Below are 14,794 nucleotides of genomic sequence, written 5' to 3'. Positions count from 1 at the left end.
TAGCCATCAACATCAGTCAATCGAAACGAGGCCAATACGATGAGCGACGTCACCCTGCAGAACTTCGAAGCCGAAGTCATCGAGTTATCGCGTCAGGTGCCCGTGCTGGTCGATTTCTGGGCGCCGTGGTGCGGGCCGTGCCGCACGCTCGGGCCGATGCTGGAAAAACTGGAAGCCGAAGCGGGCGGTACGTGGCGCCTGGCAAAGGTGAACGTCGACGAGAACCAGCAACTGGCCGCGCACTTCGGCGTTCGCAGCATTCCGCATGTGGTCGCGTTCGTCGATGGGGAAGCCGTCGATCAGTTCACTGGCGTGCTGCCCGAGTCCGGCCTGCGCGAATTCCTCGAACGCCTGTCGCCGAATCCCGCGGACCTCGCGCTGGTCGAGGCACGGCATCGGCTCGAAGCCGGCGATCGCGATGGCGCGCAGGAAGCGTTCCTGGCCGCGCTGGATTACGACCCGACCGCCGACGACGTTCGCCTCGCCTATATCTCGTTCCTGCTCGACGGCAATGCGATCGCGGAGGCGGAAGCCGAGTTCGCGCGGCTCTCGCCGCAGGCCACCCAGCTCGATGGGTTCGCGGCCCTGCGCACGCGCATCGACGCCATGCAGAACGTGTCGGACATGCCCGATGCCGGCACGCTGAACGCGCGTGTGGAAGCCAATCCGGCCGACCTGCCCGCGCGGCTCGACCTGGCGCGCGTGCTGATCGCGCGACGCGAGTACGAAGGCGCGCTCGCGCAGTTGCTGGAAATCGTGCGGCGCGACCGGACGTTCGAGGACGACGCGGGCCGCAAGACGATGCTGTCGGTGTTCGACATGCTGACGGAGCAGCCCGAGATCGTGTCGCGCTGGCGCCGCCAGCTGGCCACCGCGCTCAACTGATCGCGCCTGTTCGCTCCGGAAGGCTCAGGCCGGCGGCCCCTCGACCAGCGAGAAGCCGTTGGCCTTCATATGGCTGACCATCATCGCGTCCATCGACTTGACGTGATGGTCGAACCAGCCCGATAACTCGCCGACGAGGCGACGGCCGAGATCGAGCCGGCCGTCGTCGGCGACGGACTGCCGGATCGCGTCGGCAATCGCGAGCACCTGCTGATGCTCGCCCGCGTGGCAGCCGCGCGGGCCGAATGACATGGCCTCCATCCACTGTTCTTCCTGCTGGAAGTGATAACGCGTGTGGTCGATCCACGCGTCGAACGCGGCGAGGAATCCGGCATCGTCGGCGGCCACGGCGGCCGCCAGCAGCTGCACGAATTCGGCGTGCGTGGAATCGGTCACCGGCTCGTCGAGATGGAGGTCCGCCGGCAGTCCCTCGGAGGAGAGACCGTCGTAGGGCGATACGGGCATTGCGGTTTCGGTCATGGCTGGCACTCGAGATGCAAGCCGCAAGGATACCGCGTTATGCTGTGCCCCATGCCCAGACTGATTTTCTTCTGCGGTCACGCCGGCACCGGCAAGACCACCCTCGCGCACCGGCTGATCGGCCCGCTGATGGCCGCCACCGGCGAACCGTTCTGCCTGCTGGACAAGGACACGCTCTACGGCCGCTACAGCGCGGCCGCGATGCGCGCGATCACGGGCGACCCGAACGACCGCGACAGTCCGGCCTACCTCGACAACCTGCGCGATCCCGAATACGAAGGGCTGCTCGATACCGCGCGCGAGAATCTCGCGCTCGGCATCAGCGTGATCGTCATCGGCCCGCTCTCTCGCGAGATTCGCGCGCACCAGCTCAGCGATCCACAATGGCTCCACGTGCCGGCGGGCACGACCGTCAGTATTCTGTGGGTGCATCTGCCCGAGGACGAGGCGCATGCGCGCATCATCCGCCGCGGCAATCCCAACGATGCGTACAAGCTTGCGCACTGGGATACGTACCGCACGCGCCGGTTCCAGCCGGCGCCCGCCGACTATCCGGAACTGATCTTCTTCGACAACTCCGCACCCGACGCGGCGCAGGTGGACGCGCTGCTGAAAACGCTGGCGGCCTAGCTGGTGGCCTGGCTGGTGGTCTGGCTGGTGGTCTGGCTGGTGGTCTGGCTGGTGGCAGGCGCCGCGGCGGCGAGCTTCCCGATCACGGCCGACGCGGCAACGAACCCGAACACCGCCGTCACCGCCACCGACGAGCCGAAGCCCGCGCACGCGAGCCCCTGCGGGCCGCTCGGGGCCACCGGCTGCACGGGCGGCGCCTCGTCGATCTCGCACGCCTGTTGTTCGGGCTCCGGATAACGGAGCGGCTCGTCCGAGTACACGGCCTGGATATCGAACTTGCGCTTCGGATTGCGCGGGAAGTTCCACTTCTGCCGCAGCGACTGCCGCACTTTGGCGAGCAGCGGATCCTGGACCGTGCGCGACAGATCCTCGATGCGCACGCGCGTCGGGTCGAGCTGTCCGCCCGCGCCGCCGCACGTGATGAACGCGCGCCCTTCACGGCGCGCCCAGGCGATCATCGCGATCTTCACCTTGACCGAATCGATCGCATCGATCACGTAGTCGAAGCCCGACAGCAGCTCGGCCACGTTGTCGGTGGTCACGAAATCATCGACGGTGGTCACGCGGCAGCGCGGATTGATCGCGACGATACGCTCGGCCATCGCCTCCACCTTCGCGCGGCCATAGGCATCGCCGAGCGCATGGATCTGCCGGTTGGTGTTGGACACCGCGATATGGTCGAGGTCGATGAGCGTGATGCGGCCCACGGCATTGCGCGCCAGCGCCTCCGCGGCCCAGCTGCCCACGCCGCCGACACCGACCACGCACACGTTCGCCGCCTCGAGCCGCGCAAGGCCGTCCGCGCCGTAGAGGCGCGCGACACCGCCGAAGCGGCGATGGTAGTCGTCGTCCTCGGGCGATTCATGGGCGAGGGGCGCGGGCAGATCCGACAGGTCGGCCAGGGGCGTAGGGGCAATGGTCATGCTTGGGGAAACAGGGGCGACTCTGGGGGCAACTTCAGGCCGGCATTTTATGTCATTGGACGAAAATCGGCGCACCGGCGACCGCAATGTCAGCGGATGACCGACAACACGCGCGCGCCGCGATTCCTACAATGACTTGCAGTGGTTGATGCGCCGCTTCGGCCCGCCCGGGCGCCGCACACGATTACAAGGCCAACTCCATGCCCGTCACCCGCCGCCAGAAGGTTGCCCTCTGGAGCATTTTTACGCCGCTCGCGCTGATCGCCATCATCGTGATCGTGATTCTCACGTTCGACTGGAATCGGCTCAAGCCCTGGCTCAACGACAAGGTGTCGCAGGCCATCGGCCGTCCGTTCGCGATCAACGGCGACCTCGTCGTGACCTGGAAGCGCGCGCAGGGCGAAACCGGCTGGCGCACGCTGGTGCCGTGGCCGAGACTCTCGGCAAGCGATATCACGATCGGCAATACCGACTGGGCCAAGGCCCCGCAGATGGCGACCGTGCGCGAGGTCATCTTCGTGCTGCGGCCGCTGCCGCTGCTCGCGCACGAGATCAACGTGCCGAGCATCGTGATCGACAGCCCCGCCGTCTGGCTCGAGCGCCTTGCCGACAAGCGCAACAACTGGACCTTCGATACCGGCCCCAAGACCGGCAACTCGAACTGGCATCTCGACATCGGCGAGATCGTGCTCGCGCAGGGCAATATCGCGCTCAACGACGCCGCGTCCAAGATCGACATGCAGGCCGAGATCGGCACCATCGGCGACAACGCGCTGTACAACAAGGCGCGCGATGGCGCATTGATCAATGCCGCGTCGGAAGCCTCGGCCGTACAGGGCAACCCCTCCGACGAGCGCCGTTACGGCCTGCGCTGGAAAGCGGTGGGCCACTACAACCAGGCCACCATCAACGCCAGCGGCAAGGCCGGCACGGTGCTGAGCCTGCGCGATACCGACACGCCGTTTCCCGTGCAGGCCGACGTGCGCGTCGGCGGCACGCGCGCGGTCATCGAGGGCACGCTGACGAATCCCGCGCACCTGGGCGCGCTGGACGTGCACCTGGCCCTGTCCGGCGACAACATGGCCAAGCTCTACGCGCTTACCGGCATCGTGCTCCCGTCCACACCCCCGTATGAAACGCGCGGCCGGCTCGTGGCCACGCTCAGGAAGGACGCATCGAGCTACAGCTATCGCAACTTCACCGGCAAGGTGGGCGGCAGCGACCTGGGGGGTACGCTGAACTTCCAGCAACGCTCGCCGCGCCCGCTGCTCTCGGGCGAGCTCGAATCGAAGCAGTTGCTGTTCTCCGATCTCGCGCCGCTGATCGGTGCCGATGCCAAGCCCGGCGAAGCGGCGTCCGACAGCAGCGTCAAGCAGCCCGCCGACAAGGCGCTGCCGGTCGCACCATTCCACACGGAGCGCTGGGACCAGATCGACGCCGACGTGCAATTCACGGGCCGGCGCATCGTGCGGACCGAAGACCTGCCGATCACGAACCTGACCACGCACCTGAAGCTGACCGATGGCGTGCTGTTGCTCGATCCGCTCAATTTCGGCGTGGCGGGCGGCAACCTCGTCTCGACGATCCGGCTCGACGGCAAGCGCGAACCGATGGCCGCGATGATCGACATGAACGCGCGGCGCCTCAAGATCAAGCAAATGTTCCCGAAGGTCGAGTCCATGCGCGCGAGCATCGGCGAGATCAACGGCGCCGCGAAGCTGTCCGCCACCGGCAACTCCGTGGCCGCCCTGCTGGGCACGTCCAATGGCGAGGCACGGCTGCTCGTCGAGAACGGCACCGTCAGCAAATTCATCCTCGAAGCCATGGGGCTCAATGTCGGGAGCGTCGTGATCTCCAAGCTCTTCGGCGACAAACCCGTGCAGATCAACTGCGGCGTCGCGGACTTCGGCTTTACCAACGGCGTGGGGCGCGCGCGCACGTTCGTGCTCGATACGCAGGACGCGGTCATCAATGTCGATGGCGCGGTCGATCTTGCCAACGAGCGCACGGCGCTGACGATCCATCCCGATTCGAAGGGCGTGCGGATCATCTCGCTGCGGTCGCCGCTTTATATCGGCGGCACGTTCAAGAAGCCGTCCGTGAGTCCGAATATCGCGGTACTCGCGCTGCGCGCGGGCGGGGCCGTCGCGCTCGCGCTCGTGGCGCCCGTGGCCGCGGTGCTGCCGCTCATCGACCTGTCGCCGGGCGACGAGAGCCAGTGCGGACGCCTGCTGACGGAACTCAAGAAGCGCCCCACGGCGCCGCCGCCGGGCAAGACCTACAAGGATCCCAAGGCGCAGGCGGCCAGTGCGCCGGCCGCCGCCGCGCCTTCCGGAAACACCCCGGCGGACGCCGCCTCCGCAAAGAAGCCGACGGCCCCCACGGCCATCCAGCAGCCGGACCCCATGCACGAAGGCAGCTGAGGCGCGCCCGGGGCCCGATAGCGCGATCCGGGGGCGTTGCTTTTTTCCGACGCCTCCGACCACCCCTCGACCGCCCCGCGACCGGCCGCACGACTGACCGCACGACTGACCGCACCAAGACCGTTGCGTTTTTGCACGACACAGTCCCCGTTGTTGTGCATGTGCCACATTGAGGCGCATACTTAAACGGCCATTTACAAGCCCCCGCCCCCCAAATGACGTTGCCCCCTGCCACGGTGCCGCCGATCAGCTGGCTGATCGCCCTCACGGTGTGCAATCACGTCGCCTTCAACGCGAGCCGCGTTGTCGTCTCGCTGTTCGCCATCTCCCTCAAGGCCTCGACGATCACGCTCGGCGTGCTGATGGCGCTCTATGCGCTGCTGCCGATGTTCCTCGCGATTCCCGCGGGCCGCCGGATCGATGCCATCGGGCCGCGACTGCCGATGACCGCGGGCTCGATCATGGTCGTGGCCGGCACGCTGATGCCCGCGGTGTGGCACGACATCGCATCGCTGTATGGCGCCTGCGCGCTGATCGGCGTCGGCTTCATGCTGGTGCAGGTGGCCATGCAGCTGCTGATCGGACAGGTCTCGACCAACGAGACGCGGCTGCGCAACTATTCGCTGCATGCGCTGGGGCTGTCCGTCTCCGGCACGCTCGGCCCGGTGACGATGGGTTACGTGATCGAACATGCAGGGTTCCGCTGGGCCTTCATCGTGCTCGTCGGGGTGGCCATCGCGGGCCAGATCGGCCTCCAGTACGTGCGGCCGCGCCTGCCCGCCACGGGCGGCAACGCGGGCCGCATCGCCATCGAGGACGGCTCGCGGCAATCGACGCTGAGCCTGCTTCAGTACCCCGAGCTGCGCGCGGTGTTCGTCGCGAGCGCGGTGCTCTCGGCCGCGTGGGACCTGCACGCGTTCCTGATCCCGATTCGCGGCTCGAACATCGGCCTCACCCCATCGTCGATCGGCTGGGTGCTCGGCGCCTTCTCGCTCGCCACGCTGGCCATCCGTATCGCCATGCCGCTGATCACGCGCCATTTCTCGGAATGGAAGATCATTCGCATCGCGCTGACGGTGGGCGCGCTCGCCTACCTGATCTATCCGTTCGTCTCGCAGTTCTGGCTGATGTGCGCGCTCGCGTTCCTGCTGGGTCTCGCGCTCGGCAGCGCGCAGCCCAATGTCATGAACATCCTGCATATCGCCTCGCCCTCGGGCCGCGCCGGCGAGGCCCTCGGCCTGCGCTCGGCCGTGCTGAACACGAGCCAGGTCGTCTGGCCGCTCACGTTCGGCGTGGTGGGCACGGCGCTGGGCATGCTGCCGATCTTCCTCTCGATGGCGGGCGCGATGGGCATGGCCGGCTACTACTCGCGCACGCAGACGCGCAACAAGGCATTGCCTCCCGTTTGATGCAGCGCAGGTCGCGCCATGCGGCGCATTCGCTATACTCGAAGCATCCTTCGTGATGTTTTCGTGCAGATGTGACATGACTGAACTAGCCGACCTGCGCCGCCAATTCGTGCTCGGCGCGCTCTCCGAAACCGACGTGGCCAACGACCCGATCGTGCAGTTCCAGCGATGGTTCGACGAGGCCGTGGTCGCGAAAATGCCCGACCCCAACGCCATGACCCTCGCGACCGTTGGCGCGAACGGCCAGCCCTCGGCGCGCATCGTGCTGCTCAAGGGCGTGGACGCATCGGGGTTCACGTTCTTCACCAACTACGAGAGCCGCAAGGGCAACGACCTGCTCTCCAACCCGCGCGCGGCGCTGCTCTTCCACTGGGTGCAACTCGAGCGCCAGGTGCGCATCGAGGGCGAAGTCCGCAAGGTCGATGAAGCCGAAAGCGATGCATATTTCGTGTCGCGTCCGCTCGGCTCCCGGCTCGGCGCCTGGGCGTCGGAGCAAAGCCGCGAGGTGGCCGACCGTGGTGTGCTCGAAGCCCGCGAGGCGGATTTCCGCGCGCGCTTCGGCGACGATCCGCCCCGCCCGCCGCACTGGGGCGGCTACCGCCTGATGCCGAACTGGATCGAGTTCTGGCAGGGCCGCGCATCGCGCCTGCACGACCGCATCGGCTTCCGCCGTCAGGACGACGGCAGCTGGCGCATTGTGCGATTGTCGCCCTGATTTTTGTCCCGACCGTTGGACGATCTGTCGAACGGTCTGGACAGTCCCGCGCCGCGCCGCGCCACGCGCTCCCTATATCCCTGAAAGCCACGCCCAGCTTGCGTTTCCGCGAGGCCGGGAATCCATGTTTGCTCGCCTAGACAAGCAAAGGGCCCGTCACACGCGCGCTCCCGTTCGGCAGTAGAGTCAATGGATCGTTGCCATTACGGGAGAGCACGGCATGTTGTTCAAACAAGCTTTGGATACCCAACTCGAACGCTGGATCGCCGACGTGCGCGAGCACGCCAACCTTCCGGTCCGATTGCGTTTGTGGAATGGCAGCGAGTTCGCGCTGGGCCGGTTCGAGACGCCCGATGTCACGCTGACCGTGCGCGAGGCCGCGGCGCTGCCGCTGCTGCTCGTGCCGAGCCTCGACAACCTCGGCGAGGCCTACGTGCAGCAGAAGATCGATCTCGACGGCAAGCTGGCCGACATCATCAATGTGGGATACGGCTTCTCGGCGGCCGCAAAGTCCGTCGCGGGCGGCATGCTGGCCAGGGTGGCGCAGCACTTCACGCATTCGAAGCAGGAAGACAAGTCCGCGATCCAGTACCACTACGACGTCTCCAACGACTTCTATCAACTGTGGCTCGACCCGCGCATGGTGTATTCCTGCGCCTACTTCGAACATGGCGACGAGGACCTCGCGACCGCGCAGCTGAAGAAGATCGACCATATCCTGACGAAGATCCGGCTGCAGCCCGGGCAGACGCTGCTCGATATCGGCTGCGGATGGGGCGCGCTCGTGATCCGCGCCGCGCAGAAGTTCGGCGCGCGCTGCGTGGGCATTACGCTCTCGCAGAACCAGTTCGACCTCGCCACGGCACGCGTGAAGGAAGCCGGGCTGGCGGACCGGATCGAGATCCGGCTGCAGGATTACCGCGACGTCACGGGGCAGTTCGACCGCGTCACGAGCGTCGGCATGTTCGAGCATGTGGGCAAGGACAACCTGCCCGGCTACTTCGGGCGCATCCGCGAGCTGCTGGCCGACGACGGCGTGGCGATGAACCATGGGATCACCGCGACCGATCCGGACAGCGGCGAGGTGCCGATGGACGGCGCGGCCTTCATGGACCGCTACGTGTTTCCGCAGGGCGAGCTCCCGCATATCGGCCTCGTGCTGCAGACCCTGCAGCAGGGTGGGCTCGAGGCATTTGACGTGGAACTGCTGCGGCGGCACTATGCGCAGACGCTGCGCCACTGGGCCGAGAATTTCGAGGCCCATGGCGATGCCATTCGCGAGATGGTCGGCGAAACCAAGTTCCGCATCTGGCGCGTGTACCTGGCCGGATGCGCGCACGCGTTCACGACGGACCAGATGTCGATCTACCAGATCGTCTGCCACAAGGCGGGACGACAGGCTGAGACGCTGCCTTCGTCGCGACGGTATATCTACGACACCACGCTGGCCAGTTGACGACGAATCTAGACCTGTTTGGCATGCCGGCCGACTCGGCTGACGATACGCCGGCCGACGACCGCGCGGCACCCTCGGCCAGGGCCGCGCGGGGCAAGGCGATCCAGCCCGCCGAGGTCTCGGCCGAGCTCGCCGCGCTGGCCGCGCGCCTGCCGCGCCATCTCTACCTCGGCACGTCGTCGTGGTCCTATCCGGGCTGGCACGGCCTCGTCTACGATGGTCAGTACAGCGAGAGCCTGCTCGCGCGCAAGGGACTGACCGCATACGGCCGGCATCCGCTGCTGCGCGCCGCCGGCATCGACCGCGGCTTCTACGGTCCGATTCCGCTCGCCGACTACCTGTCCTACGCCTCCCAGGTCCCCGAAGATTTCCGTTTCCTGATCAAGGGGCCCGCCAGCGTCTGCGACGGCTGGGTGCGCGGATCGGACGGCGCGGGGCGCCTGCCCAACGCGGCGTTCCTCGACCCCGATATCGCCGTGCGCGACTTTATCGTGCCCGCGACGGGCGGACTCGGACGCCGTTGCGGCCCGCTGCTGTTCCAGCTCTCGCCGCTCGGCAGCATGGCCAGCGACGCCGAGGCCTTTCACGCGCGGCTGGGCGCGTTCCTGCAGGCGCTGCCGCCGCTGGACCCGTCGCTGACGCCGTTCGCATGCTATGCGGTGGAGATGCGCGACCCGTCGCTGCTGACGCCGCGCTATATCAAGCTGCTGCGCGCGCATGGCGTGCGCTTCTGCCTGTCCGCGCGCGATCGCCTGCCGCCGGTCAGCCGCCAGGCGGGCGCGCAGGCGCTCATGGACGCCGAAGCGCCGGGACCGCTCGTGCTGCGATGGATGCTGTATCAGGGCCGCTCGTACGAGATCGCCGAGGCCGCGTACGCGCCGTTCGACAAGCTCGTGGACGAGGATGCGCCGACGCGCGAGGCCATTGCCGACCTCGTCGTGCGCACGCTCGCGGCGGACCAGCCCGCCTACGTGATCGTCAGCAACAAGGCCGAGGGCTCGGCCCCGCTGACTTGCCTGAAGCTGGCGCAGGCCATTGCCGAGCGGCTCTGACCTGCGTACGGCGAGCCCTTACTGACGCAGGCGGTGCGCGAACTGCCTGCGGAACTTGGCCACCTTCGGCGTGATGACGAACGCGCAGTAGCCCTGCCCCGGATGATCGACGTAGTAGTTCTGGTGGCTTTCTTCGGCGCGCCAGTACGGCTGCTCCGGCTCGATCTGCGTCACGATCGGATCGTCATAGACCTTGTTGGCCGCGATCTCGCGCATCACGTACTCGGCGGTCGCGCGCTGCGCCTCCGAATGCGTGAAGATCACGGACCGGTACTGCGTCCCCACATCGTTGCCCTGCCGGTTCAGCGTGGTTGGGTCATGGATCGCGAAGAAGATCTCGATGATCTCGCGGTAGGTGATCACGGACGGGTCGAATGTCACGCGCACCACCTCGGCGTGTCCCGTGTCGCCCTCGCAGACCTGCCGGTACGTGGGATGACTGACATGGCCGCCCGTATAACCGGACTCCAGGGCACGCACACCCTCCACGTGCTGATAGACCGCTTCCAGACACCAGAAGCATCCGCCGCCAAGCGTGGCGATCTCCAACTGTTGCTGTTCCATGTCTTTGGCTCCCTTCGCCGTCATGTCGTCTTCCCCATTCACTAGGATATTCAAGCAAATGGAGACGCGCTTGCAAATATGAAGGGGCGGCGGGCGCACCCCGTCCGCTACAATCACGGGTATGCCCGGGTGGGCCCGGGTGGCGCGATTCGTGCGGAGCCCAACCGAGCGGCCCGCGCCTGGAGATTAGGTTGTGGTTGCGCGCGCGCATCCGCGAGCGCGATTACACTGTGGAACCCGTCATGGAATTGTGTGGAGCCCAAGACATGGGCATGCCTGAAACCGGAAGCCGCCTGGAGGGCCCGGATGCGGACCCCGCCGCAAGCGGCGCGGCCGCGCCCGACTTCGATACCCAGCATTTCCGCCGTGCGCTGTCGCAGTTCGCCACGGGCGTGACCGTCATGACCACGCGCTCGGCCGGCCATCATCACCACGGCGGCGCACCGTTTGTCGGAATTACCGCCAGTTCCTTCAACTCCGTCTCGCTCGACCCGCCGCTCGTGCTCTGGAGCCTGGCCATGCGCGCCAGCAGCCTGCCGATGTTCCGCGCGGGATCGCACTACATCATCAACGTGCTGGCCGCCTCGCAGCTGGATCTCTGCCAACGCTTTGCCACGCTCAAGGGAGACCGGTTCGCCGGCGTGGACTATCGCCTGTCCGAGACCGGGCTGCCGATTCTCGCCAACGCGCTGGCCTGGTTCGAATGCCACAACCGCAGTCGCTACGACGAGGGCGATCATGTGATCTTCGTCGGCGAAGTGGAACGCTGCGGCATTCTCGACGACGCCGGCCAGCCACTCGTGTTCCAGCGCGGCGGGTTCTCGACGCTCAAGCCCCTGCCTTGAGGATCGCCAGCGGCGACCCTTCGGTCTTGATCCGCTGCAGCACGATGTTCGACCGGATATCCATCACGCCCGGCGTGCGGTAGAGCCGGTTGACGATGAAATCCGAGTAGTGCTTGAGGTTGCGCGCCTGCACGCGCAGGATGTAGCTGCTGTCGCCGGTGATCACGTAGGCAGACAGCACTTCGGGCCACGCCTGCACGGCCTCGTTGAACGTCTCGTGCCACCCTTCCACGTCGTGGCGCATCGATACCTGCACGATCGCCTCGATCTCCAGCCCCAGCTGTTCCGCGTCGAACCACGCGCGGTAGCCCCCGATCACCCCGCCTTCCTCGAGTAGCCGCACGCGCCGCAGGCACGCCGATGGCGACAGCGCCACGCGGTCCGCCAGATCCTGATTGCTGATGCGGCCGTTCTCCTGCAGGCAGGTCAGGATACGGAGATCGATGGGGTCGAGGGTCATTGCAGATTCCACCGTGAAATAGTTGTTCTACGCAAGATTCTGCGAAATCGTATCGATTTTCGCGGTGAAATGGCAAGCCTCTTTCGCGATGTTTTGACTACCATGCGGGCATGCATCGAGAAAGGTTTGCCATGACAAACGCGCCCCGCACGCTCTGGGATATCACGCCGCCGGTGTCCCCCGCCACGCCCGTCTGGCCCGGCGATACGCCGTTCCAGCATCAGCCGTCGTGGCAGATGGATGCCCACTGCCCCGTCAATGTGGGCCGCATCACGATGTCGCCCCATACGGGCGCCCACACCGACGCCCCGCTCCATTACGCGGCGGATGGCGCCGCGATCGGCGATGTCGCGCTCGATGCGTATCTGGGCCCATGCCGCGTGATCCACTGCCTCGGCGCCAGGCCCGCCGTCACGCCCGACCAGATTGCCGATGCGCTCGATGGCACGCCGCCGCGTGTGCTGCTGCGCACCTACGCGCGCGCGCCGCTCGACGCGTGGGACAGCCAGTTCTGCGCCGTGGCCGCGGAGACCATCGCGCTGCTGGCCGCGCATGGCGTGCGGCTGATCGGCATCGACACGCCCTCGCTAGACCCGCAGGACTCCAGGACCATGGACGCCCATCGCGCCGTGCATGCCCACGGCCTCGCGATTCTCGAGGGCATCGTGCTCGACGACGTGCCTGCCGGCGACTACGAACTGATTGCGCTGCCGCTCCGGCTGGCGGGCCTCGATGCCAGCCCCGTGCGCGCGGTACTGCGAACCCTTCCCTGATTTCCACCGCCCTCTGCCCATGACAGCCTTCACCCGGGAACACTGCCTCGCGCTCGACCGCGAAGATCCGCTTGCGCCGCTGCGGGAGCAATTCGCGCTGCCTTCGGGCGTGATCTACCTCGACGGCAACTCGCTCGGCGCGCGGCCGCACGCCGCGACCGCGCGCGCCGCCGAAGTCGTCGCCGCCGAATGGGGCAACGGACTCATCCGCAGCTGGAACGACGCGGGCTGGTTCGATCTGCCCCGCCGGCTCGGCAACAAGCTCGCGCCGCTGATCGGCGCACGCGACGATGAAGTGGTGGTCACCGACACCACGTCGATCAACCTGTTCAAGGTGCTGGCCGCCGCGCTGCGCGTGCAGCAGCAGCGCGACCCCGCGCGCCGCGTGATCGTGTCCGAGTCGAGCAACTTCCCGACCGACCTCTATATCGCGCAGGGCCTTGCGGACCTGCTCCAGCGCGGCTATTCGCTGCGCCTCGTCGACGATCCCTCCGAACTCGATGCCGCGATCGATGCCGATTGCGCGGTGCTCATGCTCACGCACGTCAACTACAAGTCAGGCGAGATGCTCGACATGACGGGCCTGACCGAACTCGCTCATGCGCGCGGCGCGCTCACGGTATGGGACCTCGCCCACTCGGCCGGCGCGGTGCCCGTCGATCTGCATGGCGCGCATGCCGATTACGCGATCGGCTGCACCTACAAATACCTCAACGGCGGCCCCGGCTCGCCCGCGTTCGTGTGGGTCGCGCCCGCGCTGCGCGATGCATTCTGGCAGCCGCTGTCGGGATGGTGGGGCCATGCCGCGCCGTTCGCGATGTCGCCGCGCTATCGGCCCACCGAGGGGATCGGGCGCTTCCTCTGCGGTACGCAGCCGATGACGTCGCTCGCGCTCGTCGAATGCGGCCTGGACGTGTTCGCGCAGACGAGCATGGCCGCGCTGCGCGAGAAGTCGCTGCGGCTCACGGACCTGTTTATCCGCCTCGCGGAGCATCGCTGCGGCGATCATCCGCTGAAGCTCGTCACGCCGCGCGACCATGCCCGCCGCGGCAGCCACGTCAGCTTTGCGCATCCCGACGGGTATGCGGTCGTGGCGGCGCTGATCGAGCGCGGCGTCATCGGCGACTATCGCGAGCCGTCGATCGCGCGGTTCGGCTTTACGCCGCTGTACACGAGCTTTACAGAGGTATGGGATGCCGTCGAGGTGCTGCGCGACGTGCTCGATACGGGCGTCTATCGCGAAGACCGCTTCGCGGTGCGCGGGCAAGTGACCTGATTCGATCCGATTTTCAAGGCAGAAACCTATGAGCACCACCTCGGGATGCCCGTTCTCGGGCAAGACCACCACCGGCGAGGGCGACTGGCACGGCGCGCAGATGGACTTCGCGCGCGACATGAGCTACGGCGACTACCTCGGCCTCGATCAGATCCTCGATGCCCAGCATCCGCGCTCGCCCGACCACAACGAGATGCTGTTCATCGTCCAGCACCAGACCACCGAGCTGTGGATGAAGCTGATGCTGCATGAACTGCGCGCGGCACGCGAGAGCGTGCGCGAAGACCGCCTGCCGCCCGCGTTCAAGATGCTGACGCGCGTGTCGCGCATCATGGACCAGCTCGTCCAGGCGTGGAACGTGCTGGCCACGATGACGCCGCCTGAATACTCGGCCATGCGGCCGTACCTCGGCGCATCGTCCGGGTTCCAGTCGTATCAGTATCGCGAGATCGAATTCATCCTCGGCAACAAGAACGCGGCCATGCTGCGGCCGCATGCGCATCGGGCGGAGCACCTCGCGCTGGTCGAGACCGCGCTGCGCACGCCCTCGCTGTACGACGAGGCCATTCGCCTGATGGCACGGCGCGGCTTTGCGATCGACGCGGCATGCCTCGAGCGCGACTGGTCGCAACCGGCGGGCGACAACGCGTCGGTGGAGGCGGCGTGGCTGCAGGTCTATCGCGACCCGTCCGCGCACTGGGATCTCTACGAGCTCGGCGAAAAATTCGTGGATCTCGAGGATGCGTTCCGCCAATGGCGCTTCCGCCATGTGACGACGGTCGAACGCGTGATCGGCTTCAAGCGCGGCACCGGCGGCACCGAAGGCGTCGGCTATCTGCGCAAGATGCTCGACGTGGTCCTGTTTCCGGAACTGTGGAAGCTGCGCACCGATCTCTGAGCCCC

15 protein-coding genes are annotated in these 14,794 nt (G+C 66.9%); 11 read left to right on the top strand and 4 right to left on the bottom strand.

The features are described from left to right. The first annotated feature begins 39 nt into the window (after nt 1-39). The gene (gene trxA / locus AAHB16_RS20230; protein ID WP_150372525.1) at nt 40-885 is read left to right on the top strand and encodes a thioredoxin; all 846 of its coding nucleotides are present in this window, start codon (nt 40-42) and stop codon (nt 883-885) included. Nucleotides 886-909: 24 nt separating this feature from the next. Here the strand turns inward: trxA and AAHB16_RS20225 are convergent, their stop codons facing one another. Then, nucleotides 910-1,365, bottom strand: coding sequence for a bacteriohemerythrin (locus AAHB16_RS20225; RefSeq protein ID WP_223851303.1), 456 nt, complete (start codon nt 1,363-1,365; stop codon nt 910-912). 51 nt (nt 1,366-1,416) lie between these two features. Here AAHB16_RS20225 and AAHB16_RS20220 point away from each other — a divergent pair, with 51 nt between their 5' ends. Next, nucleotides 1,417-1,995 (top strand): AAA family ATPase, encoded by a 579-nt coding sequence (locus AAHB16_RS20220; protein WP_150372526.1) that lies wholly within the window; start codon nt 1,417-1,419, stop codon nt 1,993-1,995. Here the strand turns inward: AAHB16_RS20220 and tcdA are convergent. Continuing rightward, nucleotides 1,992-2,918 (bottom strand): tRNA cyclic N6-threonylcarbamoyladenosine(37) synthase TcdA, encoded by a 927-nt coding sequence (gene tcdA / locus AAHB16_RS20215; RefSeq protein ID WP_342051832.1) that lies wholly within the window; start codon nt 2,916-2,918, stop codon nt 1,992-1,994. The genes AAHB16_RS20220 and tcdA overlap by 4 nt on opposite strands. A 200-nt stretch (nt 2,919-3,118) precedes the next feature. On the opposite strand from tcdA, the gene AAHB16_RS20210 reads away from it, so the two are divergent. The 5 genes from AAHB16_RS20210 to AAHB16_RS20190 all read left to right on the top strand — a co-directional run bounded on the left by AAHB16_RS20210 (nt 3,119) and on the right by AAHB16_RS20190 (nt 9,973). After that, nucleotides 3,119-5,341, top strand: a complete 2,223-nt coding sequence (locus AAHB16_RS20210) for an AsmA family protein (protein WP_342051831.1) — start codon at nt 3,119-3,121, stop codon at nt 5,339-5,341. Nucleotides 5,342-5,556: 215 nt separating this feature from the next. Then, nucleotides 5,557-6,750: an MFS transporter gene (locus AAHB16_RS20205; RefSeq protein WP_342051830.1), complete on the top strand. Its 1,194-nt coding sequence runs from the start codon at nt 5,557-5,559 to the stop codon at nt 6,748-6,750. A 76-nt stretch (nt 6,751-6,826) separates the two neighbouring features. Further along, on the top strand, nt 6,827-7,465 hold the full coding sequence (gene pdxH / locus AAHB16_RS20200; protein ID WP_150372530.1) for a pyridoxamine 5'-phosphate oxidase: 639 nt from the start codon (nt 6,827-6,829) through the stop codon (nt 7,463-7,465). A 220-nt stretch (nt 7,466-7,685) separates the two neighbouring features. Continuing rightward, on the top strand, nt 7,686-8,921 hold the full coding sequence (locus AAHB16_RS20195; RefSeq protein ID WP_342051829.1) for a cyclopropane-fatty-acyl-phospholipid synthase family protein: 1,236 nt from the start codon (nt 7,686-7,688) through the stop codon (nt 8,919-8,921). A 23-nt stretch (nt 8,922-8,944) separates the two neighbouring features. Then, nucleotides 8,945-9,973: a DUF72 domain-containing protein gene (locus AAHB16_RS20190; protein WP_150373861.1), complete on the top strand. Its 1,029-nt coding sequence runs from the start codon at nt 8,945-8,947 to the stop codon at nt 9,971-9,973. Nucleotides 9,974-9,991: 18 nt separating this feature from the next. Here the strand turns inward: AAHB16_RS20190 and msrA are convergent, their stop codons facing one another. Continuing rightward, nucleotides 9,992-10,537: a peptide-methionine (S)-S-oxide reductase MsrA gene (gene msrA, locus AAHB16_RS20185; protein WP_150372532.1), complete on the bottom strand. Its 546-nt coding sequence runs from the start codon at nt 10,535-10,537 to the stop codon at nt 9,992-9,994. A 266-nt stretch (nt 10,538-10,803) separates the two neighbouring features. Between msrA and AAHB16_RS20180 the strand changes: the two genes are divergently transcribed. Then, the gene (locus tag AAHB16_RS20180) at nt 10,804-11,382 is read left to right on the top strand and encodes a flavin reductase family protein (RefSeq protein WP_411859790.1); all 579 of its coding nucleotides are present in this window, start codon (nt 10,804-10,806) and stop codon (nt 11,380-11,382) included. On the opposite strand, the gene AAHB16_RS20175 is transcribed toward AAHB16_RS20180, so the two are convergent. Next, nucleotides 11,366-11,842 carry an Lrp/AsnC family transcriptional regulator gene (locus tag AAHB16_RS20175; protein WP_150372534.1) on the bottom strand — a complete coding sequence of 159 codons (477 nt, stop codon included), beginning with the start codon at nt 11,840-11,842 and terminating at the stop codon, nt 11,366-11,368. The genes AAHB16_RS20180 and AAHB16_RS20175 overlap by 17 nt on opposite strands. 131 nt (nt 11,843-11,973) lie before the next feature. Here AAHB16_RS20175 and kynB point away from each other — a divergent pair, with 131 nt between their 5' ends. From kynB to kynA, 3 genes are read left to right on the top strand one after another with little or no spacing between them, the layout of a single operon-like run. Then, entirely contained in the window at nt 11,974-12,615 is a 642-nt protein-coding gene (kynB, locus tag AAHB16_RS20170; RefSeq protein ID WP_150372535.1) for an arylformamidase, read from the top strand. Between the two features lie 19 nt (nt 12,616-12,634). Then, nucleotides 12,635-13,891: a kynureninase gene (gene kynU / locus AAHB16_RS20165; RefSeq protein ID WP_342051828.1), complete on the top strand. Its 1,257-nt coding sequence runs from the start codon at nt 12,635-12,637 to the stop codon at nt 13,889-13,891. Nucleotides 13,892-13,919: 28 nt separating this feature from the next. Further along, a complete protein-coding gene (kynA, locus tag AAHB16_RS20160) occupies nt 13,920-14,789 on the top strand; it encodes a tryptophan 2,3-dioxygenase (RefSeq protein ID WP_150372537.1) in 870 nt (289 codons plus the stop codon). Nucleotides 14,790-14,794: the final 5 nt, after the last annotated feature.

The organism is Cupriavidus sp. OTU4054 (genome assembly GCF_038440175.1).
In the GTDB taxonomy this organism is placed as follows: domain Bacteria; phylum Pseudomonadota; class Gammaproteobacteria; order Burkholderiales; family Burkholderiaceae; genus Cupriavidus; species Cupriavidus pauculus_D.
The sequence above is the reverse complement of the archived record's forward strand: the minus strand, read 5'-3'. Positions and strand labels throughout refer to the sequence as shown.

Bases quoted from the DNA above. Each gene is read 5' to 3' on its own strand.
- trxA (WP_150372525.1), top strand. From the start codon at position 40: ATGAGCGACGTCACCCTGCAGAACTTCGAAGCCGAAGTCATCGAGTTA.
- AAHB16_RS20225 (WP_223851303.1), bottom strand. From the start codon at position 1,365: ATGACCGAAACCGCAATGCCCGTATCGCCCTACGACGGTCTCTCCTCC.
- AAHB16_RS20220 (WP_150372526.1), top strand. From the start codon at position 1,417: ATGCCCAGACTGATTTTCTTCTGCGGTCACGCCGGCACCGGCAAGACC.
- tcdA (WP_342051832.1), bottom strand. From the start codon at position 2,918: ATGACCATTGCCCCTACGCCCCTGGCCGACCTGTCGGATCTGCCCGCG.
- AAHB16_RS20210 (WP_342051831.1), top strand. From the start codon at position 3,119: ATGCCCGTCACCCGCCGCCAGAAGGTTGCCCTCTGGAGCATTTTTACG.
- AAHB16_RS20205 (WP_342051830.1), top strand. From the start codon at position 5,557: ATGACGTTGCCCCCTGCCACGGTGCCGCCGATCAGCTGGCTGATCGCC.
- pdxH (WP_150372530.1), top strand. From the start codon at position 6,827: ATGACTGAACTAGCCGACCTGCGCCGCCAATTCGTGCTCGGCGCGCTC.
- AAHB16_RS20195 (WP_342051829.1), top strand. From the start codon at position 7,686: ATGTTGTTCAAACAAGCTTTGGATACCCAACTCGAACGCTGGATCGCC.
- AAHB16_RS20190 (WP_150373861.1), top strand. From the start codon at position 8,945: ATGCCGGCCGACTCGGCTGACGATACGCCGGCCGACGACCGCGCGGCA.
- msrA (WP_150372532.1), bottom strand. From the start codon at position 10,537: ATGGAACAGCAACAGTTGGAGATCGCCACGCTTGGCGGCGGATGCTTC.
- AAHB16_RS20180 (WP_411859790.1), top strand. From the start codon at position 10,804: ATGGGCATGCCTGAAACCGGAAGCCGCCTGGAGGGCCCGGATGCGGAC.
- AAHB16_RS20175 (WP_150372534.1), bottom strand. From the start codon at position 11,842: ATGACCCTCGACCCCATCGATCTCCGTATCCTGACCTGCCTGCAGGAG.
- kynB (WP_150372535.1), top strand. From the start codon at position 11,974: ATGACAAACGCGCCCCGCACGCTCTGGGATATCACGCCGCCGGTGTCC.
- kynU (WP_342051828.1), top strand. From the start codon at position 12,635: ATGACAGCCTTCACCCGGGAACACTGCCTCGCGCTCGACCGCGAAGAT.
- kynA (WP_150372537.1), top strand. From the start codon at position 13,920: ATGAGCACCACCTCGGGATGCCCGTTCTCGGGCAAGACCACCACCGGC.